This is a genomic window from Streptococcus oralis Uo5, assembly GCF_000253155.1.
Lineage (GTDB): Bacteria > Bacillota > Bacilli > Lactobacillales > Streptococcaceae > Streptococcus > Streptococcus oralis_L.
On the sequence record NC_015291.1, the window covers coordinates 1,718,843 to 1,740,687 of the forward strand.

A 21,845-nucleotide genomic window follows, 5' to 3' on the forward strand; every position below is an offset into this window, starting at 1 on the left:
TGAATCAGAAATCATGTCACACACTCCCTTCTAGTAAAATGAAAATGCTGAATGGGGCAGGATTGAATTTGAAGCAAGCAAGTATGGTCCTAAATTTGAAACTGCCATTAACGATAAGTCTATCTATTAGGAAAGAAATCTTCAATACAAGCAAAAACAGCTCTTGTTATCCAAGAGGAGCTGTTCTATTTTATGAAAGAGAGAGTCACTAGTGCCCCTTGTGCTTCTCTCTACGTTTTTGCTGTTTGCGTTCAAATTTCTCTTGCTTGAGCAATTGCTTTTGGAGACTGGACTGTTGTTTTGAATACTTTTTTCATTCGTCATACTGCAACTGCAAGAGCTCTTGTGACTTAGAAGAAACTTTCTGCTTCACCTGTTTCTTTACAGCTCGCTGCAGACGCTTCGGATTCTTAATCTTCACATGCTGTTTGACTGTTGCCTCTGGACTAAAAGATAACCGAGCAAACTGAGTCTGTAAAAGTTTCAAAATTTCATCCTCTTTTGGTTCCTGACCAAATGTCACTCGACAAACTTGATAAGTTCCCTCATACTCTTGTTCAAACAATCCATGCCAAAATCCATCTTCAAAATAAACTGTCAAGCCAATTGAAACGATTTCCACGACAGCACCTCCTTAAATCTATCCCTAAGAATGGACAACCAAGGAGGAAGGTTACTGATAGGCTTGCCTACGTCTGGACTACCAACCAGAACTGTGTTTTTATCTTAGTTGGGACTATTATAGCATAATCCAATTTAAAAATCCTCCAGATTCTACTCTGAAGGATTCCTATCTTATTTCACAACGATATTAACGAGTTTGGTTGGCTCAAACAGTTTGGGGTACTGTCCAAGGTTTGAAATCAGTAAATAAATTGGTTATTCTTATCTCAAAAAAATCCAATTCTATATACAGTAACGAGATAACTACTTTCTCTCTAATTGAAATCAATCCAATAATATAATTCAAGGGAACTCTTGTATTATTTTTAATCATCAGATTGATCTGATCTCATAAGGGGCTTCCTATATGTTTCAGCTGATAGTTCCTCAAATTCTCTATCAGAAATTTCTGCACTATCAGCAGACATTAACACACTAGTGATTGTTAATAATGGAGTTAATATTGAAATAGCTTTCAAAGCTGAAATATCTCGCTTTTGCAATGTCCTTATATAGATATTCATATATTTTTTTAGTAATTCATCTACATCCTCAATAGTATTCATACCTAATTTTTTCAACCTCTGAATTAGGGAAGATAGTAAAGAAACATTAATAGCAACGTCACACTCTATACCGTTCAATGCTTTAATTACCCCACTCAAGCAATTAGTATAAAACTGATCTTCTTTTATATAAGTTTCGAGTGTACTACGATCTATTGGTAATTCTGCTTTTAAATTAGCTAATTTTTCTTTTGCCTCTTGTTCATAGTTCATAATATTATTTTTCAACTGCACAAAATCATCATCAGCCAATTCAATTAGTCCTGCCAATCTGGCAAATTGTCTCCTGTACTGATCAGGTATATCTTCCTTACTTTTATATCCTAAATCATGTTCAATTTCAGCCCAAGCATGTTGCATAACTGTTCTAATTTGTATCTCCAATTTTATATTTTTAAATTTGCTATATAAAATAGGGGAAGAGTTCTCTTCTTTTAAACTTACCACATAATGAAGTGAAATATAACCAAATTTTGTTGGGTCCTCACTTTTGCGTTTATCAATAGTATTTTCTACATCAACCTCGAACTCTTGACTGATTAGCTCAGCTATTTTATCGACATCATCACTAAAGTACGTTATGATACGAATGCCACATAAGTCGGTAATCTCAGCCAAATTAGAATAGTCTTTCCTTTTTACTTTGCCTGAAAGAGACTCTTCAGTTTTTACTCTCCCTATTATTTCATGAACGTTAATAGATTGACTTTTAATAATATTCTTTACAGTATTCTCTACATAATTTAGGCAATCTTCATAATTTCCCCGTGAAAGAGAATATTCTTCAACAATCTCCTTATGACTTTGAGTCCTCATTAATACCTCCCAAAAAGTGAACAAAAACTGTCTCTCTTTTTAATTAACTATAATTTACAATTATTTCACAACAATATTAACCAATTTAGTTGGCTTCAATAGTCCAGTGGACTATTGAAGGTGGGAAGATAGAGCTAATAAACTCGTTATTTAACGACGATATTAACGAGCTTGTTAGGTACCGCAATCACTTTCACGATTTCCTTGCCGTCAATTTCTGCTTTGACTTTTTCATCAGCCAGAGCGATTTCTTGCAATTCTTCGCGTGACAGGTCTTTAGCGACCATCAATTTGGCACGGACTTTTCCTTTGATTTGGACAACGATTTCGATTTCGTCTTCAACCAATTTGCTTTCGTCCCATGTTGGCCAAGCCACGTAAGAGATGGACTCACCTGTTGCAGCAACAGTTTGCCAGAGTTCTTCTGCCAAGTGAGGTGCAAATGGGGCAATCAATTGGATAAAGCCTTTGGCGTAGTCCACATAGAGTTTGTCTTCCTTATTAGCAGCGTTGACAAAGACCATAAGTTGGGCAATGGCTGTGTTGAATTTCATGGATTCGATTTGCTCAGTAACAGATTTAACGGTTTCGTTATAAACCTTGTCAAGAGCACCATTATTTTCCGCAACAATTTCTTTACTTGTAATCAAACGGTAAACACGGTCGAGGAACTTACGACTTCCTTCCAGACCTTCTTCTGACCAAGCAATCGAAGCATCGAGTGGTCCCATGAACATTTCATAAACACGAAGGGTATCAGCACCATATTGTTCCACCACATCGTCTGGGTTGACAACGTTCTTGAGCGATTTAGACATCTTAGCTGGCGCTTGCTCCAACTCTTCTCCTGTTTCCACATGGAAGAAAGAACCGTCACGTTTTTCAACCTTATCAGTCGCTACAAGAGCTCCACGGTGGTCACGGTAGCTTGTTCCCAAAATCATTCCTTGGTTAAAGAGTTTTTGGAATGGTTCTTTAGTTGGAACAACACCGAGGTCATAGAGGAATTTGTGCCAGAAACGAGCGTAAAGCAAGTGAAGAACGGCATGCTCTGCCCCACCTACGTAGATATCGACTGGCAACCATTGTTTGAGGAGATCCTCATCGGCCAATTTTTCTGTGTTATGTGGGTCAATATAGCGGAGGTAGTACCAGCTTGAACCAGCCCATTGTGGCATAGTGTTTGTTTCACGACGACCTTTGACACCATCTTCACGCGTCACTTCAAGCCAGTCTGCCAAGTTAGCCAATGGGCTTTCCCCAGTACCTGAAGGGCGGATATCCTTGGTGACTGGCAAGACAAGTGGCAATTCACTTTCAGGGACAGCTGTTGAAGTTCCATCTTCCCAATGAATGATTGGGATTGGCTCACCCCAGTAACGTTGACGGCTAAAGAGCCAGTCGCGGAGACGGTAGGTAACCTTCTCTTGTCCACAACCTTTCTCTTCCAACCAAGCCACAATCTTAGCAATCGCTTCTTCTTTGTTCAGTCCATCTAGGAAGTCTGAATTGACATGAAGACCATCTTCAGTATAGGCAGCTTCTGCTACGTTTCCACCTTCTAGCACTTCTACGATTGGAAGGTCAAATTGTTTGGCAAATTCCCAGTCACGTTGGTCATGGGCAGGAACAGCCATGACAGCACCTGTTCCATAACTAGCAAGAACATAGTCCGCGATCCAGATTGGGATTTCCTTTCCATTGACAGGGTTGATGGCATAGGCACCTGTCCAAACACCAGTTTTTTCCTTGGCGAGGTCGGTACGAGCCAAGTCAGACTTGAGGCTGGCTTGGTGTTTGTAGTCAGCTACGGCTTCAGCTTGTTCTGGACTGACGATAGCGTCTACCAAATCATGCTCAGGAGCCAGAACGGTAAAGGTCGCACCGAAAAGGGTATCCGGACGAGTAGTAAAGACGGTGAATTCCTTGTCTGTTCCTTTTACTTTAAAGGTTACATTGGCACCAGTTGATTTCCCAATCCAGTTGCGTTGCATATCCTTGATAGACTCTGGCCAATCCAACTCATCCAAGTCATTAAGCAATCGCTCTGCATAGGCCGTGATTTTAAGCATCCATTGACGCATCGGTTTGCGGACAACTGGATAGCCTCCACGCTCAGACGTTCCGTCAGGAAGGACTTCTTCGTTTGCGATAGCTGTTCCCAACTCTTCAACCCAGTTTACAGGCACTTCGGCTTCATAGGCCAAGCCTTTTTCGTAAAGCTTAGTGAAAATCCATTGCGTCCACTTATAGTAGTTTGGATCTGTTGTGTTAACCTCACGATCCCAGTCATAAGAGAAGCCAAGCGCATTGATTTGACGTTTGAAGTTGGCAATGTTTTCCGCTGTGAATTCTGCTGGGTCATTCCCCGTATCCATAGCGTATTGCTCTGCAGGCAAACCAAAGGCATCCCATCCCATTGGGTGAAGGACATTGTAGCCTTGCGCACGTTTGTAACGGCTGAGGATATCGGTTGCAGTATAACCTTCTGGGTGTCCTACGTGCAATCCAGCTCCTGAAGGATATGGGAACATGTCGAGAGCATAAAACTTCGGTTTTGATGCATCTGTTCCTGTCTTAAATGTATGATGTTGAGCCCAGTAGCCCTGCCACTTATGCTCAATTTCTTTATGATTGTAAAAACTCATGCTATTTCTCCAATTTTATGATGTTACTATTATACCATTTTTGGGGGAATTTGAAAGACGAGAAATGTTCTTTTAGACTTGGATAACAAGAAATACTGAGTCGCAAATCCACCTTATTTAACAGGAAAAAAATTAGCTCCCACTTGGAGCTAACTTCTATCAATTTTTTATTTCTTCCATCTTCTCACGTCCGAGCTCTCGATAGCTACGGTCACCAACAACTTCTACGCTAAACTGGCCATCCTCATATTCAAGAATCGTCACGCTACCATTATCGAGACCATGCGGATGCATACCATTAATCAAATAAACAATGGTTCCAATGGTCATTCCATGACTGACAACAAGAGCATTGCCTCCACCTTGTTCTTCCATTTCTTTGGCAATCGCTTCAAAGCCTTCCTTGATTCGACCACTGAGTTTTTCCCAACCTTCAGCCCAGCCTGCTGTATCAACCTCTACCAAACCTTCTGCTAGTTCTGCATAGGACAACTGATGAACATGGTCTACATTGAAAATTCTCGGAATCAAGCCCATAAAGAGGTCCCCATCATAGGCCCCATCAAAACTACCAAAGCACCACTCACGGATTCGCTTGTCCATGCGGTAAGGGATTTTCCCCTGTAGGCCAAGTTCTTCTAGGATAATTCCCATGGTTTGAATAGTTCGACCTGAATCACTGGAATAAGCGCGGTCAAACTGCAAACCAGACTCTCTCAAGCCAATTCCCAGTTCATGGATTCCCAACTCACCTTCTGCAGTCAGAGGCGTATCACTCCATCCTTGTGCACGTCCAATCGTGTTAAACATCGTTTTCCCATGACGGACCAAGTACAATCTTACTTTAGACATTTTCTATCCTCCATTTCTTCTATTATATCATGGATCAAAGAAATATTCGGCTTTCAAAAGCAAAGCCAACATTTGTAAATTATCCAAAAGAAAAGCTACCCTCATGGTAGCTTCCCTAGGAGATTATTATGAAAAAGTTTAGGATTTCTATTAAATAAAGTTAGGAGGTCTTTATTTAATGATTATAGTATACACAGTCATCCTTAAACTCAACTTAAATCCTCTCGCTTTTTTATTAATTTTTAAAACTATGGATTGGAGCTGGGATTTGCCCACCGCGAGAGATGAAATCAACAGACGAAGCCCCGTTGACCTTCATAACTGGAGCTGTCCCTAGCAAACCACCAAACTCAATCATATCGCCTTCTTTGCCCTTTGGAATAATACGGACAGCCGTTGTTTTCATGTTAATAACACCAATGGCCGCCTCATCCGCAATCATAGCTGCAATGGTTTCAGCAGGCGTATCTTCCGGAATGGCAATCATATCCAGTCCAACAGAACAGATAGCCGTCATGGCTTCTAGTTTCTCTAAATTCAGAGAGCCATCTTGCACCGCAGCAATCATCCCCTCATCTTCAGAAACGGGGATAAAAGCACCTGACAAGCCACCGACTTGGTTACAAGCCATCACTCCGCCCTTCTTAACTTGGTCATTCAAAAGAGCGAGGGCAGCCGTTGTCCCATGCGTACCAACTGTTTCTAGGCCCATTTCCTCAAGGACACGTGCCACAGAATCACCAACTGCAGGAGTTGGCGCCAAGCTTAGATCGACAATTCCAAAGTCAACACCCAGTCTCTCGCTGGCCATCTGACCAACTAATTGACCGATACGAGTAATCTTGAAGGCCGTTTTCTTGACTGTTTCCGCTACTACATCAAAGCTCTGTCCACGAACTTTTTCCAAGGCACGCTTGACCACACCAGGGCCCGAAACCCCGACATTGATGATAACATCTGCTTCGCCAACACCATGGAAAGCCCCTGCCATAAAAGGATTGTCCTCAACAGCATTAGCAAATACGACCAACTTGGCCGCACCCATATCTGACAGCATAGCTGTTTCCTTGATGATACGTCCCATATCTGCAACTGCAGTCATGTTGATGCCTGACTTGGTTGAGCCAATATTAACAGACGAACAAACCTTGTCTGTCTCAGCTAGAGCGCGTGGGATAGAATTGATGAGAATTTCATCTCCTTTTTGGTAGCCTTTTTGTACCAAAGCTGAGAATCCACCAATAAAGTCAACACCGATCTCCTTAGCAGCCCTATCAAGAGCCTTTGCCAAAACAACATAGTCTGTCGCATCAGTCGCAGCACCAATTAAAGAAATCGGAGTCACCGATACCCGTTTATTAACAATAGGAATCCCAAGTTCTGCAGCAATTTCGTCTCCTACAGCCACTAAATTTGCAGCTTTAGTGGTGATTTTTTGGTAAATCTTTTCAGCAGCACGTTCAATATCTGGATCAATACAATCCAAAAGGGAAATCCCCATGGTGATGGTTCTGATATCGAAGTTCTGCTCCTCGATCATGGCAATGGTTTCTGTAACTTGTCTAATATCCATAGCCACCTCCTAGATATTATACATAGCGTCAAAAATCGCCGCACTTTGAATATTTATTTTGACATTCAAGGTCTGACCGAAAGTTTCAAACTCATTTCGAAGATAAGTGAAATCCTGTTTTTCGTCACTAGAAACGACCGCCATCATAGTAAAGTATTCATCCAACACCGTCTGAGAAATATCGTCAATATTCAAACCCAACTCTGCAATCTTAGTAGACACGCCTGCAACGATCCCAGCCTTGTCCTTACCAACCACTGTAATAATAGCCTTCATTCTTATACCCCATTTCTACGATTATTAGAAAACCTGAACGTTTTTGATTTTCTTTTTTCCTAGTATAGCATATTTCCAAAAAAAATACTAAAAAACGCCTGCTTACGAAGTTGTTCTTAAACAAAAAAACAATTTCGTAAACAAGCGTCTACCCTATCAAATGATGATGAGTGTTCCCGCTAGGACCGAAGTCCCAGCGGTAGACCAGAGCTAGACTAAGAGCACAAGACTCCATCATCATAACACTCAACAAAATTGATGATTTTATACTAATTCGATGATCGCCATTGGCGCAGCATCACCACGACGTGGTTCAGTTTTAAGGATACGAGTGTATCCACCGTTACGTTCAGCATAACGAGGTGCGATTTCTGAGAACAATTTTTGAAGTGCTGTAGTAGAAGTGTACTTATCAGTTGCTTCATCATAGTTTTCAGATGCGATTTCATTACGTACGAAAGCAGCTGCTTGACGACGTGCATGCAAATCACCACGTTTACCTAGAGTAATCATTTTTTCAACAGTTTTACGGATTTCTTTAGCACGAGCTTCAGTTGTCACGATTGATTCGTTGATCAAAAGATCAGTTGTCAAATCGCGAAGCATTGCTTTACGTTGTGAGCTAGTGCGTCCTAGTTTACGGTAAGCCATGTATTCCTCCTTTATTTATCTTTTAATCCAAGACCCAAGTCAATGAGTTTGAGTTTCACTTCTTCCAAACTCTTGCGTCCAAGATTTCGTACTTTCATCATCTCTGCTTCAGATTTTTCTGTCAAATCATGCACAGTATTGATACCGGCACGTTTCAAACAGTTGTATGAACGCACAGACAAGTCCAGTTCCTCAATCGTACGATCCAAAATACGATCGTCAGATTCAGTATCAGCTTCTTTCATCACTTCAGTTGACTTAGCAATCTCAGTAAGATTTGTAAACAAATCAAGATGTTCTGTCAAGATACGCGCTGAAAGCCCTAAAGCATCTTCTGGAATAATTGTTCCATTAGTCAAGATTTCAAGGGTTAATTTGTCAAATCCATCATTGCTACCTACACGAGCAGGCTCTACTTGATAGTTGACTTTTGTAACTGGTGTATAAATAGAATCTACAGCAAGTGTTCCAACTGGTGCATTATCTTTTTTGTTTTCATCAGCAGGTACATATCCACGACCACTGTTAACAGTCATTGTCGCTTTTAGAGAAGAACCTTCACCGATTGTAAAGAGATAATGATCTGGATTTACAATCTCAATATCACTGTCAGTCAAAATGTCTCCAGCTGTAATTTCAGCAGGACCTTCAACGTCAAGCTCAATGATTTTTTCGTCTTCAACGTATGATTTTACTGCAATCCCTTTAATGTTCAGAATGATTTGCATCACGTCTTCACGAACACCTGGAACTGTGTCGAACTCATGCAAGACACCTTCAATGTTGATAGATGTCACTGCTGCTCCTGGTAGAGAAGCTAGTAGTACACGACGAAGAGAGTTACCAAGAGTTGTACCGTAACCACGTTCAAGTGGTTCGATTACAAACTTGCCATAATCTTTATTTTCATCAATTTTTGTTATATTTGGTTTTTCAAACTCAATCATTTAGTTACTCCCTCTTAAACGAAAAGCAGTGTAATGCGATGATTATACACGGCGACGTTTTGGAGGACGAGCACCATTGTGTGGCACTGGAGTCACATCACGAATTGCTGTTACTTCAAGACCAGCGGCAGCAAGCGCACGAATAGCTGACTCACGACCAGAACCTGGACCTTTTACAGTAACTTCAACTGATTTAAGACCGTGTTCTTGTGCAGATTTAGCAGCAGCTTCAGAAGCCATTTGAGCAGCGAATGGTGTAGATTTACGAGAACCTTTGAAACCAAGAGCACCAGCTGATGACCAAGCAATTGCATTACCATGCACATCAGTAATCATAACAATAGTGTTATTAAATGTAGCGTGAATATGAGCAATACCAGATTCGATATTCTTTTTCACACGACGTTTACGTGTTGGTTTAGCCAAGACTTTTACCTCCTATATTATTTTTTCTTACCAGCAATCGCAACAGCTTTACCTTTACGAGTGCGAGCGTTGTTTTTAGTGTTTTGTCCACGGACAGGAAGTCCACGACGGTGACGAATACCACGGTAAGAACCGATTTCCATCAAACGTTTGATGTTCAAGTTTACTTCACGACGAAGGTCACCTTCAACTTTGATTGCATCCACTTCACGACGGATAGCATCTTCTTGATCTGATGTAAGGTCACGTACACGAACATCTTCTGAGATTCCAGCAGCAGCCAAAATTTTCTTAGATGTTGCAAGTCCGATACCATAAACGTAAGTCAATGAGATTACTACGCGTTTGTCATTTGGAATGTCAACTCCAGCAATACGAGCCATGTTTTCTCCTTTCTATCTTATCCTTGACGTTGTTTGTGTTTTGGATTTGCTGGGCAAATTACCATAACACGACCATTACGACGAATTACTTTACAGTATTCGCAAATTGGTTTGACCGATGGTCTTACTTTCATTTCTTATCCCTCCAAGTTTTTCGATTATTTAAAGCGGTAAGTGATACGTCCACGTGTCAAGTCATATGGACTCATCTCGACAGTAACACGATCTCCCGCTAAAATACGAATATAGTTTTTACGAATTTTACCAGAAACTGTTGCTAAAATCTGATGTCCATTTTCAAGTTCAACCGTAAACATTGCGTTAGGCATTGTATCGACTACTTTGCCTTCAACTTCAATCACATCGTCTTTTGCCACGCAAAAGCACCTCCATAAATTTCGATTTGATGCCTCTGAAAACAGAGACAACAATTATAAGTCAGACTATCTCAGTATAACATTTGTAGCGATTTTTTGCAAGTGTGAAAAACGCTTTATTTCAAATTTGTCAATACTTTTTCGATGTCTTTGAACACATCATTGATATCTTGATTTCCTTCGATATCGTGGACTAATCCTTTGGCACGGTAGTGAGCAATGATTGGTTCTCCTTGAGCGATATTGACATCCAATCGACGCTTCACTGTCTCAGGTTTATCATCTTCACGTTGGTAATAATCTTCTTCTTTGTAGTCAACTGGTGGGTTGAAAACTTTGTGGAAGGTTTCACCTGTTTCGCGGTGGATGATACGGCCACTCAAACGTTCCAAGAGACAATCTGGATTCACTTCGATATTGATCACACCTTCCAGTTCGATACCGAGTTCCGCCAACGTTTTGTCCAAGGCATGAGCTTGTTCAATCGTACGTGGGTAACCATCCAACAAGAAACCTGTTTCCTTGATGTCGTCCTGTGAAAGGCGTTCTTTAACAATTCCATTTGTAACTTCATCTGGAACCAACTCACCTTTGTCAATATATGACTTCGCAAGTACACCCATTTCAGTTTGATTTGCCATAGCAGCACGGAACATATCTCCAGTTGAAATGTGTGCCACGTGGAATTGCTCCACAATTTTAGCTGCTTGCGTTCCCTTACCTGCTCCAGGTAAGCCCATAATCAAAAGATTCATGATAGGATCTCCTTATTTTGTATTTAAATAGAAGCAGAAATCTCATTCAACCCCTATTTAAAAACAAAATAGAAGAGGGGAGACGAAAATCTCTCTGATAGATAGACCTTCATACTCCACTCTCTAAGCAAAAGTAATCTTGCTTTTATTCTGTTTTGTCCATGAAACCAACATACTTACGTTTCAATAGGTAACCTTCTAGCTGTTTGATTCCTTCAATACCAGTTGAGATAATGATCAAAAGACTAGTTCCCCCAAAAGCAACAGCTTCTGAAAGACCAAAGACATCTTTTGCCACAATCGGCAAGATAGAAATCACACCAAGGAAGATTGATCCGACAGTCGCAAGGCGACGAAGAAGTTTCGACATGAACTCTTCAGTACCCTTACCAGGACGGACACCATGAATGTAGGCTCCACTCTTTTGCAAGTTTTCTGCTGCTTTCTCTGGATTGATCTGTACAAATGTATAGAAGAATGTAAAGAGAATGATTAACAAGGCATACATAGCAACACCTGTCGGAGATGTTGTAGATAACATTTCCTGTGCTGTACGTACCCAAGCCCAATCATGACCTGTAGCACTCAAAAATTGAAGAATGGCTGCAGGTGCTGCTGTAATGGAACTTGCAAAGATAACTGGGATAACCCCCGCTGGGTTCACCTTCAATGGAAGGTATGAGCTTGATGGGGCTCCTTGAGCAACTTTTGTATATTGGATTGGAATTTTATATTCTGCCTGTTGAACAAAGGTTGTAAAGTAAACAATCAACAAGACAGCGATAATCAAAATAACGACAAAGATAATAGATGAAGTCAAACGGCTACTTGGAATATTGACGAAGTAGTCAACATAGATTCCTTTAATCATTTCAGGGATTGAAGCAACAATACCTGCAAAGATGATCATAGAAACACCGTTTCCGTATCCCTTATCTGTAATTTGTTCCCCGAGCCACGTTACAATCATACTACCTGCTGTAAGGATAATACCAATGGTAACAAAAACCTGTGGAGTTAACGCTGTCGTTAATAATTTCGCTCCAGATAGAGTGTTAAATCCTGCTGTGATCCCGATAGATTGAACAAATGCAAGTACAAGTGCAATATAACGAGTAGCCTGGTTTAGTTTTCTCCGTCCAACTTCCCCTTGTTTGCCCCATTCTACAAACTTCGGTAAAATATCCATTTGTAGCAATTGAACAACGATGGAAGCAGTGATATACGGACTTACTCCGAGTGCAAAAACGGAGAAGTTCTTCATGGCATTCCCTGAAACAAGACTAAGCATGTTCAAGAAAGATAAACCACTGAGAGCTTCCAAACTTTTCGCATTCACACCTGGAACAGTGATACTTGTCCCAATACGGAAAACAAGAATGATAAAAATCGTAAAGAGAATTTTTGATCGAACTTGTTTAACCTTGAGCGCTTCTTTTAGTAATTTAAAAAACATGGGTCACCTCTCTTAGATGACTTCTACAGAACCACCTTTAGCAGTGATAGCTTCCTCAGCTGATTTAGAGAATTTAGCTGCTTTCACAGTCAATTTCTTAGTCAACTCACCGTTACCAAGAATTTTAACTCCTGATTTTTCAGCTTTCACAATTCCTGCTTCGATAAGTACAACTGGAGTTACTTCTGCACCGTCTTCAAAGACGTTCAATTGGTCAAGGTTTACAATTGCGTATTCTTTAGCGTTGATATTAGTGAATCCGCGTTTTGGAAGACGACGGAACAATGGAGTTTGTCCACCTTCAAAACCGAGGCGAACTCCGCCACCGCTACGAGCTTTTTGACCTTTTTGACCGCGACCAGATGTTTTACCGTTACCTGATGAAGTACCACGACCAACACGGTTACGTACTTTACGAGAACCTTCTGCAGGTTTCAATTCATGAAGTTTCATTATTATTTTCTCCTCTTTTGTAAAATGCTAGCGCCGATAAGAGAGAAAAGGTTGTCTCCCTTATCAACTCGCCTATACATCGTCATCTTAGATGACTATACCTAGTTTTAGGGGATGAGTATTGCCACATCCCCTAAAAATTCATTAGTTTACTTCTTCAACTGTTACCAAGTGAGATACTGCAGTGATCATACCACGGATAGCAGCGTTGTCTTCTTTGATAACAGAGCTGTTCAATTTGCCAAGTCCAAGTGCTACAACAGTTTTACGTTGTGATGGAATGCGTCCGATTGGAGACTTAGTCAAAGTAATTTTAATTTGAGCCATTTTATCCCCTTTCTTATGCCAAATCAGAAACTGAGATACCACGAAGGGCAGCAACTTCTTCAGCGCGTTTCAATTGTTTCAAACCTTCAACAGTTGCGCGAACAATGTTGATTGGAGTGTTAGAGCCAAGTGATTTAGATGTAATATCTGCCACACCTGCCAATTCCACAACGGCACGAACTGCACCACCAGCGGCAACTCCAGAACCTTCTACAGCAGGTTTCAACAATACTTTAGCTCCACCGAATTCTGAAAGAACTTCGTGTGGGATTGTTGTTCCAACCATAGGAACTTCAATCAAGTTTTTCTTAGCATCTTCTACTGCTTTGCGGATTGCTTCTGGAACTTCTTGAGCTTTACCAGTACCAAATCCTACGCGACCGTTGTGGTCACCAACAACAACAAGAGCTGCGAAACGAAGACGACGTCCACCTTTAACAACTTTTGTAACACGGTTGACAGCAACTACGCGTTCTTCTAATTCAACTGCATTGTCTTTAAATGCCATTTTCTAGTGTCCTCCTATTAGAATTTCAATCCGTTTTCACGAGCTGCATCAGCCAAAGCTTTCACACGTCCGTGATATAGATATCCACCGCGGTCGAACACCACTTCTGAAATACCTTTAGCGTTTGCACGTTCTGCAACGAGTTTACCGACAGCAACGGCTTGTTCAGTTTTAGTTCCTTTTGAAACTTCTTTGTCAAGAGTTGAAGCACTTGCGAGCGTTACACCCGCTACGTCATCAATCACTTGAGCGTAGATGCCTGTATTAGAACGGAATACGTTCAAACGTGGGCGATCAGCAGTTCCAGAGAGTTTTCCGCGAACGCGACGGTGGCGTTTTTGGCGGAGTTTGTTTTTATCTGGTTTAGAAATCACAGTTTTCACCTCTTTAGTTTTAAATCATGTGCTATGCACTAAGTTGGAAAATAGGTTGGTGGTTAAAAATCAACCACTCAACATTATTTACCTGTTTTACCTTCTTTACGGCGAACGAATTCACCAACGTAACGGATACCTTTACCTTTATATGGTTCTGGTGAACGAAGGCTACGTACGTAAGCAGCTGTTTGACCAACTACTTCTTTTGAAATTCCGCTAACAACGATTGTTGTTGGGTTTGGAAGTTCAAAAGTAATTCCTTCTGGAGCTTCAACTTCGTCTGGATGAGATTTACCAACAGCCAGAACAAGTTTAGATCCTTGAAGTTGTGCACGGTAACCAACCCCGCGCATTTCAAGTTCTTTCTTGAATCCTTCTGATACACCAACAACCATGTTGTTCAAAAGGGCACGAGTAGTTCCGTGGATTGTTTTCATTTCTTTTGAATCGTTTGGACGGTGAAGAGTTACTTCAGTACCTTCCACACGAATTTCAATATCTTTTGAGAACTCACGAGTAAGTTCTCCTTTAGGTCCTTTTACAGTTACAACGTTGTCATTGTTAGTGATTTCAACACCAGCAGGCAACACGATAACTTTATTACCAATACGTGACATGTTTATTTTCTCCTGTTAAATTGTCAGGCCAGAACGGCCAGTTTTCACGGGGTTAAAGATACTTATTCAGTTCAATAGCTAAACTGAACACGCTCTAACAAGCTTTGTATCCTGATTTGAGTTCGAGCTAAGAATTTGTTGAAAAAGATAAGTTTGTCTTGGAGCATCGCTCCTGCTACAAACTTCCTATTTTCACTGCATTCTTTTAACGCTCTCACATCATCAATTACCAAACGTAAGCGATAACTTCCCCACCAACGTTCTTTTGGCGAGCTTCTTTATCAGTAAGCAAACCTTCAGAAGTTGAAAGGATAGCAATTCCAAGTCCGTTAAGAACTTTTGGAAGATCTTCACGTTTTTTGTAGACACGAAGTCCTGGTTTAGAAACACGTTTCAAGTTAGTGATAACTTTTTCACCGTTTGGTCCGTATTTAAGGAATACACGGATGATGCCTTGTTTGTCATCTTCGATGATTTCTACGTTCTTAACAAAACCTTCGCGTTTAAGGATTTCAGCAATCCCTTTTTTGATGTTTGATGCAGGTACTTCAAGTACTTCGTGTTTCGCTTGGTTAGCGTTACGAATACGAGTTAGGAAGTCTGCGATTGGGTCAGTCATAACCATTTTGTTTTTCTCCTCTTACTAGTAGTTTGCAAGTTGCACTTGCTAGTTAATGATTGAGCTAGGCTCAGATAGTATTGACACATTCAAATGAGAGAACTCTTATTTGAACACGAGCTACAACCTGTGCAAAAAAGATAAATTTGTTTTGGAGCATCGCTCCTTCACCAAATTTCCTATTTTTGCTGTGGTTGTTACGCTCTTTGTATCATGATATTACCAAGATGCTTTTGTTACACCAGGAATTTGTCCTTTGTAAGCTAATTCACGGAAGCAAACACGGCAAAGTTTAAATTTGCGGTAAACTGAATGTGGACGACCACATTTTTCACAACGAGTATAAGCTTGAGTAGAGAACTTCGCTGGACGTTTGTTCTTAGCAATCATTGATTTTTTAGCCATTAGATTTACCTCCTATTTTATTTTGCAAAAGGCATTCCAAGGCCTGTAAGCAATGCACGTGACTCTTCGTCAGTGTTAGCAGTTGTTACGATAACGATGTCAAGACCACGAGTTTTGTCAACGTCATCGAAGTTGATTTCTGGGAAGATCAATTGTTCTTTCACACCAAGTGTGTAGTTCCCGCGTCCATCAAATGATTTTGTTGGAACACCGTGGAAGTCACGTACACGTGGAAGTGAAACTGAAACCAATTTATCCAAGAATTCGTACATACGTTCACCACGAAGGGTAACTTTTGCACCGATCGCTACACCTTCACGAAGACGGAAGCCGGCGATTGATTTTTTAGCTTTAGTGATAAGTGGTTTTTGACCTGAGATAAGTGCCAATTCTTCAGCAGCTTTTTCAAGACTTTTAGCGTTTGATACAGCTTCACCAACACCCATGTTCAAAACGATCTTATCTACTTTAGGCACAGCCATCACTGATGAGTAGTTGAATTGTTCTGTCAAAGCAGGAACTACTTCATTAAGATATTTTTCTTTTAAACGATTTGCCATTATACTTCTCCTTTCCTTCGTGATTAATCAAGCACTTCGCCTGATTTTTTGTTGTAGCGAACTTTTTTACCGTCTACAAATTTGTAACCAACACGACCAGCTACACCATTTTTGTCCAAAACTTGAACGTTTGATACGTGGATAGCTGCTTCTTTCTCGATGATACCACCTTGAGGAAGTTCGTTAGTTGGACGTTGGTGTTTCTTAACGATGTTCACACCTTCAACGATAACTTTGTTTACTTTTGGAAGGGCAGTAAGGACAACAGCTTCTGTTCCCTTATCTTTACCAGCGATTACGCGAACTTTGTCGCCTTTTTTTACAAACATTAGGTTTCTCCTTGATTTTTCTTACGCCCATAAGGGCACCCTGGAGATGAATCCAGGGGACTAGTTTGTTTCTAAAAATTAAAGTACTTCTGGAGCAAGTGACACGATCTTCATGAAGCCACCTTCACGCAATTCGCGTGCAACTGGGCCAAAGATACGTGTTCCGCGAGGAGTTTTGTCTTCACGGATGATAACTGCTGCGTTTTCGTCAAATTTGATGTATGAACCATCAGCACGACGAGCACCTGATTTAGTACGAACGATAACAGCTTTTACAACGTCACCTTTTTTAACCGCACCACCAGGAGTAGCTTGTTTTACAGATGCCACAATAACATCACCGATGTTTGCAAATTTACGTCCTGAACCACCAAGAACTTTGATAGTCAAGATTTCGCGAGCACCGCTGTTGTCTGCGACTTTCAAACGAGTTTCTGTTTGAATCATTTCAGTTTTCTCCTTTCAGGTTTGATTAGATGATGACCGCTTCTTCAACAACTTCTACAAGACGGAAACGTTTTGTAGCTGAAAGCGGGCGAGTTTCCATGATACGTACGATATCGCCTTCTTTGGCAACATTGTTTTCATCATGTGCTTTGTATTTCTTAGAGTAGTTAATACGTTTACCATAGACTGGGTGGTTACGTTTTGTTTCAACTACAACTGTGATTGTCTTGTCCATTTTGTCAGATACAACACGTCCAACAAGAACTTTACGATTATTGCGTTCCATTGAAATTTCTCCTTCCCTAGTCTATTATTTCGCTTCAGATTGAACTGTTTTGATACGAGCGATTTGTTTTTTAACTTCTTTCAAGCGAGCTGTTTGTTCCAATTGACCAGTAGCAGCTTGGAAACGAAGTTCAAACAATTCTTTTTTCAATTCGTTTTCGCGCTTCGCGAGTTCTTCTTGAGAAAGACCACGAAGTTCTTTAACAAATTCTTTTACTTCATTAAGTTTCATGCCTTCTCCTTATTCTGCTTCACGTTTTACGAATTTACATTTAACTGGCAATTTGTGGCTTGCAAGACGAAGCGCTTCACGAGCGATCTCTTCAGATACACCAGCAACTTCAAACATCACTTTACCACGTTTAACTGGTGCTACCCAACCTTCAGGTGCCCCTTTACCAGATCCCATACGCACACCGATAGCTTTAGCAGTGTATGATTTGTGTGGGAAGATTTTAATCCAAACTTTACCACCACGTTTCATGTAACGAGTCATGGCGATACGAGCAGCTTCGATTTGGCGGTTAGTGATCCAGTGGCTAGTTGTAGCTTGAAGACCGTATTCACCGAATGCTACTTCTTTTCCACCTTTTGCTTCACCGCGCATTTTTCCACGGAATTCACGACGGTGTTTAACACGTTTAGGTACTAACATTGGTTATTTACCTCCTTTAGTGTTTTTACGAGCTGGAAGAACTTCACCACGGTAGATCCATACTTTAACTCCAAGTTTACCGTATGTAGTATCTGCTTCTTCCCAAGCGTAATCGATATCTGCACGAAGTGTGTGAAGTGGAACAGTTCCTTCAGAGTATCCTTCAGCACGGGCGATATCTGCACCGTTCAAACGACCTGATACTTGAGTTTTGATTCCTTTAGCTCCAGCACGCATTGCACGTTGGATTGCTTGTTTTTGTGCACGACGGAAAGCAACACGTTGCTCCAATTGACGAGCAATTCCTTCACCTACAAGGTGAGCATCCAAATCAGGTTGTTTGATTTCGATGATGTTGATGTGTACTTGTTTTCCAGTCAATTTGTTAAGTTTTGCACGGAGTGCATCAACGTTAGCACCACCTTTACCGATAACCATACCTGGTTTAGCAGTGTGAAGTGAAACGTTAACTTTGTTTACTGCGCGTTCAATTTCGATAGTTGAAACTGCTGCGTCAGCAAGTTCTTTTTGAACGAATTTACGGATTGCAAGATCTTCATGAAGGTAATCCGCGTATTCTTTTTCAGCATACCATTTGGCATCCCAATCACGGATGATGCCGACACGCATACCAATTGGATGTACTTTTTGACCCACGATGTTACCTCCTTATTTTTCTGCAACAGCCACAGTGATGTGAGCTGTACGTTTGTTGATTGGTGAAGCTGAACCTTTCGCACGTGGACGGAAACGTTTCATCGTTGGTCCTTCGTTTGCGAATGCTTCAGATACTACCAAGTTAGCTTTGTCCAAACCAAAGTTGTTTTCAGCGTTAGCTACAGCTGAATTCAAGACTTTCAAGATGATTTCAGCAGCTTTGTTTGGTGTGAATGTCAAGATTGCAATAGCATCGGCTACGCTTTTACCACGGATGTTGTCAAGAACAAGACGTGATTTACGAGGTGAAACACGTACTGTACGAGCCATTGCTTTAGCTGAAGTAATTTCTGCCATTTATGTTCTCCTTATTTTCTACGTGTTTTCTTGTCGTCTGCAGCGTGACCTTTGTAAGTACGAGTTGGTGCAAATTCACCAAGTTTGTGACCTACCATGTCTTCTTGGATGTAAACAGGTACGTGTTTACGTCCGTCATAAACTGCAATAGTGTAACCAATGAAACTTGGGAAGATCGTTGAACGACGTGACCAAGTTTTGATAACTTTTTTCTTTTCGTCGTTAGCTTGAGCTTCAACTTTTTTCATCAAATGCTCATCGACGAAAGGTCCTTTTTTAAGACTGCGTCCCATTTTTATATTTTCTCCTTTAAATGTTGTACCACAGCGGCTTGCGCTCACTGGAGCGCTACCGAGCTGGCGGATTTCCTAGTTGCTTAGGCGACTAGTTTACTATTATTTCTCGTTGCGACGACGAACGATAAGTTTGTCAGATTTCGCTTTCTTGTTACGAGTTTTAAGACCAAGAGCAGGTTTGCCCCATGGAGTAGATGGCGCTTTACGACCAACTGGTGCTTTACCTTCACCACCACCGTGTGGGTGATCGTTAGGGTTCATTACAGAACCACGAACTGTTGGGCGGATACCTTTCCAACGGCTACGTCCTGCTTTACCAAGGTTTACAAGTCCATGTTGTTCGTTTCCGACAACACCAACTGTAGCACGACAAGTTCCAAGAATCATACGAACTTCGCCAGATTGAAGACGAACAAGAACGTATTTACCTTCTTGACCCAATACTTGAGCAGAAGCACCAGCAGCACGTACCAATTCTCCACCACGACCTGGTTTCAATTCGATGTTGTGGATCAAAGTACCAACTGGGATATTAGCAAGTGGAAGAGCGTTTCCGACTTTGATATCTGCTTCAGGACCTGAAACGATACGTTGACCAACTTCAAGACCTTTTGGAGCGATGATGTACGCTTTCACACCGTCAGTGTAGTGTACAAGAGCGATGTTTGCAGAACGGTTTGGATCGTACTCGATTGTTTTAACAACTGCTTCAACGTTGTCTTTGTTACGTTTGAAGTCAACCAAACGGTAGAAACGTTTGTGTCCACCACCTTGGTGACGAACAGTGATACGACCGTTGTTGTTACGACCAGCCTTGCTCTTCAATGCAACAAGCAATGATTTTTCAGGAGTGCTTGTTGTGATTTCAGCGAAATCCAAAGAAGTCATATTACGGCGACCGTTTGTTGTTGGTTTATAAACACGAATTCCCACGATATTTCCTCCTTAGATTATTCAGCTTCAGCAGCAAACAACTCGATTGCTTTTGAATCAGCTGTAAGTGTGATGATAGCTTTTTTAGTTTTGTTAGTAAAACCAGTGTAACGTCCAACACGTTTCGCTTTTGGTTTTACGTTGATTGTGTTAACGTTGGCAACTTTAACACCTTCGAAAGCAGCTTCAACAGCTTGCTTGATCAAAAGTTTGTGTGCACGAGTGTCAACTTCAAATACATATTTTCCTGCTTCAAGTTGAGCCATTGAGCTTTCAGTGATAACAGGTTTTTTGATAACATCATACAAATTCATTATGCAAGAACCTCCTCGATTTTAGAGATAGCTGCTTGTGTGACAAGAAGTTTGTCGCTATTTGCGATGTCAAGAACACTTGCAGTTGTAGCAGTTGCAACTTTCACGTTTGGAAGGTTACGAGCTGAAAGAGCTGCGAATTCATTTCCTTCTTCAAGGATAACAAGAACTTTAGAATCGATGCTCAATGCTGCAAGAACTTTTGCAAATTCAGCAGTTTTTGGAGCTGTAAATGAAAGAGCGTCTACAGCTACGAATTTGTTTTCAGCAACTTTTTCAGAGTAAACTGATTTAAGAGCTAGGCGACGAACTTTTTGTGGAAGTTTGTAGCCGTATGAACGTGGAGTTGGTCCGAAGACAACACCACCACCACGCCATTGTGGTGAGCGGATAGAACCTTGACGAGCACGTCCAGTTCCTTTTTGACGCCATGGTTTGCGTCCACCACCTGATACTGCAGAGCGGTTTTTAACAGCGTGTGTTCCTTGACGAAGGCTTGCGCGTTGGCTGATGATCACATCAAACACAACTGATTCATTTGGTTCGATACCAAATACTGCATCGTTAAGAACAACTTGGCCAGCTTCTTTACCAGTTTGGTCAAATAATGTTACGTTTGCCATTGTGACTGATTTCCCCTTTCTTTATTATTTACCAGCTTTAACTGCTGATTTGATAGTGATAAGAGATTTCTTAGCACCTGGTACGTTACCTTTGATAAGGATAACGTTCTTTTCTGGAACAACTTGTACAACTTCAAGGTTTTGAATTGTTACGCGGTCGCCACCCATACGTCCTGCAAGGTTTTTACCTTTGAATACGCGGTTAGGTGCAACAGGTCCCATAGAACCTGGACGACGGTGGTAACGAGAACCGTGAGCCATTGGTCCACGTGATTGTCCGTGGCGTTTGATAACACCTTGGAAACCTTTACCTTTAGAAGTACCAGTTACGTCAACAACGTCTCCAGCTGCGAATGTTTCAACTGTGATTTCAGCACCAACTTCCAAGCCTTCAACGTTTTTGAATTCACGAATGAAGCGCTTAGGAGCCGTGTTAGCTTTCGCTACATGTCCTTTAGCAGGTTTGTTGCTCAATACTTCGCGTTTGTCATCGAAACCAACTTGGATAGCGTTGTATCCGTCTGTTTCAACAGTTTTAACTTGAAGAACAACGTTTGGAGTTGCTTCAATAACTGTTACAGGGATCAATTCGCCAGCTTCAGTGAAGATTTGAGTCATTCCCACTTTTTTCCCTAAGATTCCTTTTGTCATGAGAAAATAGTTCCTTTTCTATATTTTTTATTCAAAAAGTTTT

33 protein-coding genes and 1 pseudogene are annotated in these 21,845 nt (G+C 41.1%); all 34 read right to left on the reverse strand.

Going from position 1 to position 21,845, the window contains the following annotated elements; genetic code table 11:
- Nucleotides 1-208 precede the first annotated feature (208 nt).
- The 34 genes and pseudogenes from SOR_RS08505 to rplC all read right to left on the reverse strand — a co-directional run bounded on the left by SOR_RS08505 (nt 209) and on the right by rplC (nt 21,802).
- Nucleotides 209-622, reverse strand: a pseudogene (locus SOR_RS08505) (YjdF family protein).
- Nucleotides 623-989: 367 nt separating this feature from the next.
- Nucleotides 990-2,045, reverse strand: a complete 1,056-nt coding sequence (locus tag SOR_RS08510; RefSeq protein WP_001260286.1) for a GTP pyrophosphokinase — start codon at nt 2,043-2,045, stop codon at nt 990-992.
- A 146-nt stretch (nt 2,046-2,191) separates the two neighbouring features.
- Entirely contained in the window at nt 2,192-4,693 is a 2,502-nt protein-coding gene (gene leuS / locus SOR_RS08515) for a leucine--tRNA ligase (RefSeq protein WP_000011720.1), read from the reverse strand.
- Between the two features lie 159 nt (nt 4,694-4,852).
- Nucleotides 4,853-5,545 carry a histidine phosphatase family protein gene (locus SOR_RS08520; RefSeq protein WP_000049279.1) on the reverse strand — a complete coding sequence of 231 codons (693 nt, stop codon included), beginning with the start codon at nt 5,543-5,545 and terminating at the stop codon, nt 4,853-4,855.
- Nucleotides 5,546-5,780: 235 nt separating this feature from the next.
- On the reverse strand, nt 5,781-7,118 hold the full coding sequence (locus SOR_RS08525; RefSeq protein ID WP_000354881.1) for a PFL family protein: 1,338 nt from the start codon (nt 7,116-7,118) through the stop codon (nt 5,781-5,783).
- A gap of 9 nt (nt 7,119-7,127) precedes the next feature.
- On the reverse strand, nt 7,128-7,394 hold the full coding sequence (locus tag SOR_RS08530) for an ACT domain-containing protein (RefSeq protein ID WP_000644111.1): 267 nt from the start codon (nt 7,392-7,394) through the stop codon (nt 7,128-7,130).
- A 264-nt stretch (nt 7,395-7,658) separates the two neighbouring features.
- Nucleotides 7,659-8,045, reverse strand: a complete 387-nt coding sequence (rplQ, locus tag SOR_RS08535; RefSeq protein WP_000331493.1) for a 50S ribosomal protein L17 — start codon at nt 8,043-8,045, stop codon at nt 7,659-7,661.
- A gap of 11 nt (nt 8,046-8,056) precedes the next feature.
- Entirely contained in the window at nt 8,057-8,992 is a 936-nt protein-coding gene (locus SOR_RS08540; RefSeq protein ID WP_000568993.1) for a DNA-directed RNA polymerase subunit alpha, read from the reverse strand.
- Nucleotides 8,993-9,034: 42 nt separating this feature from the next.
- Nucleotides 9,035-9,418 carry a 30S ribosomal protein S11 gene (rpsK, locus tag SOR_RS08545; RefSeq protein WP_001118385.1) on the reverse strand — a complete coding sequence of 128 codons (384 nt, stop codon included), beginning with the start codon at nt 9,416-9,418 and terminating at the stop codon, nt 9,035-9,037.
- Between the two features lie 17 nt (nt 9,419-9,435).
- Nucleotides 9,436-9,801: a 30S ribosomal protein S13 gene (gene rpsM / locus SOR_RS08550; protein WP_000090781.1), complete on the reverse strand. Its 366-nt coding sequence runs from the start codon at nt 9,799-9,801 to the stop codon at nt 9,436-9,438.
- A gap of 17 nt (nt 9,802-9,818) precedes the next feature.
- Nucleotides 9,819-9,935, reverse strand: coding sequence for a 50S ribosomal protein L36 (gene rpmJ / locus SOR_RS08555; RefSeq protein ID WP_001808836.1), 117 nt, complete (start codon nt 9,933-9,935; stop codon nt 9,819-9,821).
- A 24-nt stretch (nt 9,936-9,959) separates the two neighbouring features.
- The gene (gene infA / locus SOR_RS08560; RefSeq protein ID WP_001029883.1) at nt 9,960-10,178 is read right to left on the reverse strand and encodes a translation initiation factor IF-1; all 219 of its coding nucleotides are present in this window, start codon (nt 10,176-10,178) and stop codon (nt 9,960-9,962) included.
- Between the two features lie 116 nt (nt 10,179-10,294).
- Entirely contained in the window at nt 10,295-10,933 is a 639-nt protein-coding gene (locus SOR_RS08565) for an adenylate kinase (RefSeq protein ID WP_001050433.1), read from the reverse strand.
- A 145-nt stretch (nt 10,934-11,078) separates the two neighbouring features.
- Nucleotides 11,079-12,389 carry a preprotein translocase subunit SecY gene (secY, locus tag SOR_RS08570; protein WP_000465385.1) on the reverse strand — a complete coding sequence of 437 codons (1,311 nt, stop codon included), beginning with the start codon at nt 12,387-12,389 and terminating at the stop codon, nt 11,079-11,081.
- 12 nt (nt 12,390-12,401) lie between these two features.
- Nucleotides 12,402-12,842 carry a 50S ribosomal protein L15 gene (gene rplO, locus SOR_RS08575; protein WP_000766089.1) on the reverse strand — a complete coding sequence of 147 codons (441 nt, stop codon included), beginning with the start codon at nt 12,840-12,842 and terminating at the stop codon, nt 12,402-12,404.
- A gap of 144 nt (nt 12,843-12,986) precedes the next feature.
- The gene (gene rpmD, locus SOR_RS08580) at nt 12,987-13,169 is read right to left on the reverse strand and encodes a 50S ribosomal protein L30 (RefSeq protein WP_000057241.1); all 183 of its coding nucleotides are present in this window, start codon (nt 13,167-13,169) and stop codon (nt 12,987-12,989) included.
- Between the two features lie 13 nt (nt 13,170-13,182).
- The gene (rpsE, locus tag SOR_RS08585) at nt 13,183-13,677 is read right to left on the reverse strand and encodes a 30S ribosomal protein S5 (protein ID WP_000874204.1); all 495 of its coding nucleotides are present in this window, start codon (nt 13,675-13,677) and stop codon (nt 13,183-13,185) included.
- Nucleotides 13,678-13,694: 17 nt separating this feature from the next.
- Nucleotides 13,695-14,051: a 50S ribosomal protein L18 gene (rplR, locus tag SOR_RS08590; protein ID WP_000624044.1), complete on the reverse strand. Its 357-nt coding sequence runs from the start codon at nt 14,049-14,051 to the stop codon at nt 13,695-13,697.
- Between the two features lie 83 nt (nt 14,052-14,134).
- On the reverse strand, nt 14,135-14,671 hold the full coding sequence (rplF, locus tag SOR_RS08595) for a 50S ribosomal protein L6 (RefSeq protein WP_000086626.1): 537 nt from the start codon (nt 14,669-14,671) through the stop codon (nt 14,135-14,137).
- Nucleotides 14,672-14,897: 226 nt separating this feature from the next.
- Nucleotides 14,898-15,296: a 30S ribosomal protein S8 gene (rpsH, locus tag SOR_RS08600; protein ID WP_000245504.1), complete on the reverse strand. Its 399-nt coding sequence runs from the start codon at nt 15,294-15,296 to the stop codon at nt 14,898-14,900.
- Between the two features lie 213 nt (nt 15,297-15,509).
- Nucleotides 15,510-15,695, reverse strand: a complete 186-nt coding sequence (locus SOR_RS08605; RefSeq protein WP_001085697.1) for a type Z 30S ribosomal protein S14 — start codon at nt 15,693-15,695, stop codon at nt 15,510-15,512.
- A 17-nt stretch (nt 15,696-15,712) separates the two neighbouring features.
- Nucleotides 15,713-16,255: a 50S ribosomal protein L5 gene (gene rplE / locus SOR_RS08610; protein ID WP_000013542.1), complete on the reverse strand. Its 543-nt coding sequence runs from the start codon at nt 16,253-16,255 to the stop codon at nt 15,713-15,715.
- Nucleotides 16,256-16,278: 23 nt separating this feature from the next.
- Nucleotides 16,279-16,584: a 50S ribosomal protein L24 gene (gene rplX, locus SOR_RS08615; protein ID WP_000497691.1), complete on the reverse strand. Its 306-nt coding sequence runs from the start codon at nt 16,582-16,584 to the stop codon at nt 16,279-16,281.
- A gap of 78 nt (nt 16,585-16,662) precedes the next feature.
- The gene (gene rplN / locus SOR_RS08620; RefSeq protein ID WP_000616545.1) at nt 16,663-17,031 is read right to left on the reverse strand and encodes a 50S ribosomal protein L14; all 369 of its coding nucleotides are present in this window, start codon (nt 17,029-17,031) and stop codon (nt 16,663-16,665) included.
- Between the two features lie 25 nt (nt 17,032-17,056).
- A complete protein-coding gene (gene rpsQ, locus SOR_RS08625; protein WP_000440801.1) occupies nt 17,057-17,317 on the reverse strand; it encodes a 30S ribosomal protein S17 in 261 nt (86 codons plus the stop codon).
- A 24-nt stretch (nt 17,318-17,341) separates the two neighbouring features.
- The gene (rpmC, locus tag SOR_RS08630; protein ID WP_000772918.1) at nt 17,342-17,548 is read right to left on the reverse strand and encodes a 50S ribosomal protein L29; all 207 of its coding nucleotides are present in this window, start codon (nt 17,546-17,548) and stop codon (nt 17,342-17,344) included.
- 9 nt (nt 17,549-17,557) lie between these two features.
- Nucleotides 17,558-17,971, reverse strand: a complete 414-nt coding sequence (rplP, locus tag SOR_RS08635; RefSeq protein WP_000960948.1) for a 50S ribosomal protein L16 — start codon at nt 17,969-17,971, stop codon at nt 17,558-17,560.
- Between the two features lie 3 nt (nt 17,972-17,974).
- The gene (gene rpsC, locus SOR_RS08640; protein WP_000529936.1) at nt 17,975-18,628 is read right to left on the reverse strand and encodes a 30S ribosomal protein S3; all 654 of its coding nucleotides are present in this window, start codon (nt 18,626-18,628) and stop codon (nt 17,975-17,977) included.
- A 12-nt stretch (nt 18,629-18,640) separates the two neighbouring features.
- Nucleotides 18,641-18,985, reverse strand: coding sequence for a 50S ribosomal protein L22 (gene rplV, locus SOR_RS08645; protein WP_000818137.1), 345 nt, complete (start codon nt 18,983-18,985; stop codon nt 18,641-18,643).
- Between the two features lie 11 nt (nt 18,986-18,996).
- Entirely contained in the window at nt 18,997-19,278 is a 282-nt protein-coding gene (gene rpsS, locus SOR_RS08650; RefSeq protein WP_000533766.1) for a 30S ribosomal protein S19, read from the reverse strand.
- A gap of 102 nt (nt 19,279-19,380) precedes the next feature.
- Nucleotides 19,381-20,214: a 50S ribosomal protein L2 gene (rplB, locus tag SOR_RS08655; RefSeq protein ID WP_000512910.1), complete on the reverse strand. Its 834-nt coding sequence runs from the start codon at nt 20,212-20,214 to the stop codon at nt 19,381-19,383.
- Nucleotides 20,215-20,231: 17 nt separating this feature from the next.
- Nucleotides 20,232-20,528, reverse strand: coding sequence for a 50S ribosomal protein L23 (locus SOR_RS08660; RefSeq protein WP_001055347.1), 297 nt, complete (start codon nt 20,526-20,528; stop codon nt 20,232-20,234).
- Nucleotides 20,528-21,151, reverse strand: coding sequence for a 50S ribosomal protein L4 (gene rplD, locus SOR_RS08665; protein ID WP_000024537.1), 624 nt, complete (start codon nt 21,149-21,151; stop codon nt 20,528-20,530). Before rplD ends, SOR_RS08660 begins: the two co-directional genes overlap by 1 nt.
- 24 nt (nt 21,152-21,175) lie before the next feature.
- Nucleotides 21,176-21,802 (reverse strand): 50S ribosomal protein L3, encoded by a 627-nt coding sequence (gene rplC / locus SOR_RS08670; protein ID WP_000160197.1) that lies wholly within the window; start codon nt 21,800-21,802, stop codon nt 21,176-21,178.
- Between the last annotated feature and the right edge of the window lie 43 nt (nt 21,803-21,845).

What these genes read in the sequence shown, in the direction of transcription:
- rpsQ (WP_000440801.1), bottom strand. Translation starts at nt 17,317, where the DNA reads ATGGAACGCAATAATCGTAAAGTTCTTGTTGGACGTGTTGTATCTGAC.
- leuS (WP_000011720.1), bottom strand. Translation starts at nt 4,693, where the DNA reads ATGAGTTTTTACAATCATAAAGAAATTGAGCATAAGTGGCAGGGCTAC.
- rplX (WP_000497691.1), bottom strand. Translation starts at nt 16,584, where the DNA reads ATGTTTGTAAAAAAAGGCGACAAAGTTCGCGTAATCGCTGGTAAAGAT.
- rplD (WP_000024537.1), bottom strand. Translation starts at nt 21,151, where the DNA reads ATGGCAAACGTAACATTATTTGACCAAACTGGTAAAGAAGCTGGCCAA.
- SOR_RS08530 (WP_000644111.1), bottom strand. Translation starts at nt 7,394, where the DNA reads ATGAAGGCTATTATTACAGTGGTTGGTAAGGACAAGGCTGGGATCGTT.
- SOR_RS08510 (WP_001260286.1), bottom strand. Translation starts at nt 2,045, where the DNA reads ATGAGGACTCAAAGTCATAAGGAGATTGTTGAAGAATATTCTCTTTCA.
- rplO (WP_000766089.1), bottom strand. Translation starts at nt 12,842, where the DNA reads ATGAAACTTCATGAATTGAAACCTGCAGAAGGTTCTCGTAAAGTACGT.
- SOR_RS08540 (WP_000568993.1), bottom strand. Translation starts at nt 8,992, where the DNA reads ATGATTGAGTTTGAAAAACCAAATATAACAAAAATTGATGAAAATAAA.
- rplE (WP_000013542.1), bottom strand. Translation starts at nt 16,255, where the DNA reads ATGGCAAATCGTTTAAAAGAAAAATATCTTAATGAAGTAGTTCCTGCT.
- SOR_RS08565 (WP_001050433.1), bottom strand. Translation starts at nt 10,933, where the DNA reads ATGAATCTTTTGATTATGGGCTTACCTGGAGCAGGTAAGGGAACGCAA.
- rpmJ (WP_001808836.1), bottom strand. Translation starts at nt 9,935, where the DNA reads ATGAAAGTAAGACCATCGGTCAAACCAATTTGCGAATACTGTAAAGTA.
- rplC (WP_000160197.1), bottom strand. Translation starts at nt 21,802, where the DNA reads ATGACAAAAGGAATCTTAGGGAAAAAAGTGGGAATGACTCAAATCTTC.
- rpsH (WP_000245504.1), bottom strand. Translation starts at nt 15,296, where the DNA reads ATGGTTATGACTGACCCAATCGCAGACTTCCTAACTCGTATTCGTAAC.
- rplN (WP_000616545.1), bottom strand. Translation starts at nt 17,031, where the DNA reads ATGATTCAAACAGAAACTCGTTTGAAAGTCGCAGACAACAGCGGTGCT.
- rpsS (WP_000533766.1), bottom strand. Translation starts at nt 19,278, where the DNA reads ATGGGACGCAGTCTTAAAAAAGGACCTTTCGTCGATGAGCATTTGATG.
- rplP (WP_000960948.1), bottom strand. Translation starts at nt 17,971, where the DNA reads ATGTTAGTACCTAAACGTGTTAAACACCGTCGTGAATTCCGTGGAAAA.
- SOR_RS08525 (WP_000354881.1), bottom strand. Translation starts at nt 7,118, where the DNA reads ATGGATATTAGACAAGTTACAGAAACCATTGCCATGATCGAGGAGCAG.
- rplF (WP_000086626.1), bottom strand. Translation starts at nt 14,671, where the DNA reads ATGTCACGTATTGGTAATAAAGTTATCGTGTTGCCTGCTGGTGTTGAA.
- rpsE (WP_000874204.1), bottom strand. Translation starts at nt 13,677, where the DNA reads ATGGCATTTAAAGACAATGCAGTTGAATTAGAAGAACGCGTAGTTGCT.
- secY (WP_000465385.1), bottom strand. Translation starts at nt 12,389, where the DNA reads ATGTTTTTTAAATTACTAAAAGAAGCGCTCAAGGTTAAACAAGTTCGA.
- SOR_RS08605 (WP_001085697.1), bottom strand. Translation starts at nt 15,695, where the DNA reads ATGGCTAAAAAATCAATGATTGCTAAGAACAAACGTCCAGCGAAGTTC.
- SOR_RS08520 (WP_000049279.1), bottom strand. Translation starts at nt 5,545, where the DNA reads ATGTCTAAAGTAAGATTGTACTTGGTCCGTCATGGGAAAACGATGTTT.
- rpmD (WP_000057241.1), bottom strand. Translation starts at nt 13,169, where the DNA reads ATGGCTCAAATTAAAATTACTTTGACTAAGTCTCCAATCGGACGCATT.
- rplQ (WP_000331493.1), bottom strand. Translation starts at nt 8,045, where the DNA reads ATGGCTTACCGTAAACTAGGACGCACTAGCTCACAACGTAAAGCAATG.
- rpsM (WP_000090781.1), bottom strand. Translation starts at nt 9,801, where the DNA reads ATGGCTCGTATTGCTGGAGTTGACATTCCAAATGACAAACGCGTAGTA.
- rplV (WP_000818137.1), bottom strand. Translation starts at nt 18,985, where the DNA reads ATGGCAGAAATTACTTCAGCTAAAGCAATGGCTCGTACAGTACGTGTT.
- SOR_RS08660 (WP_001055347.1), bottom strand. Translation starts at nt 20,528, where the DNA reads ATGAATTTGTATGATGTTATCAAAAAACCTGTTATCACTGAAAGCTCA.
- rpmC (WP_000772918.1), bottom strand. Translation starts at nt 17,548, where the DNA reads ATGAAACTTAATGAAGTAAAAGAATTTGTTAAAGAACTTCGTGGTCTT.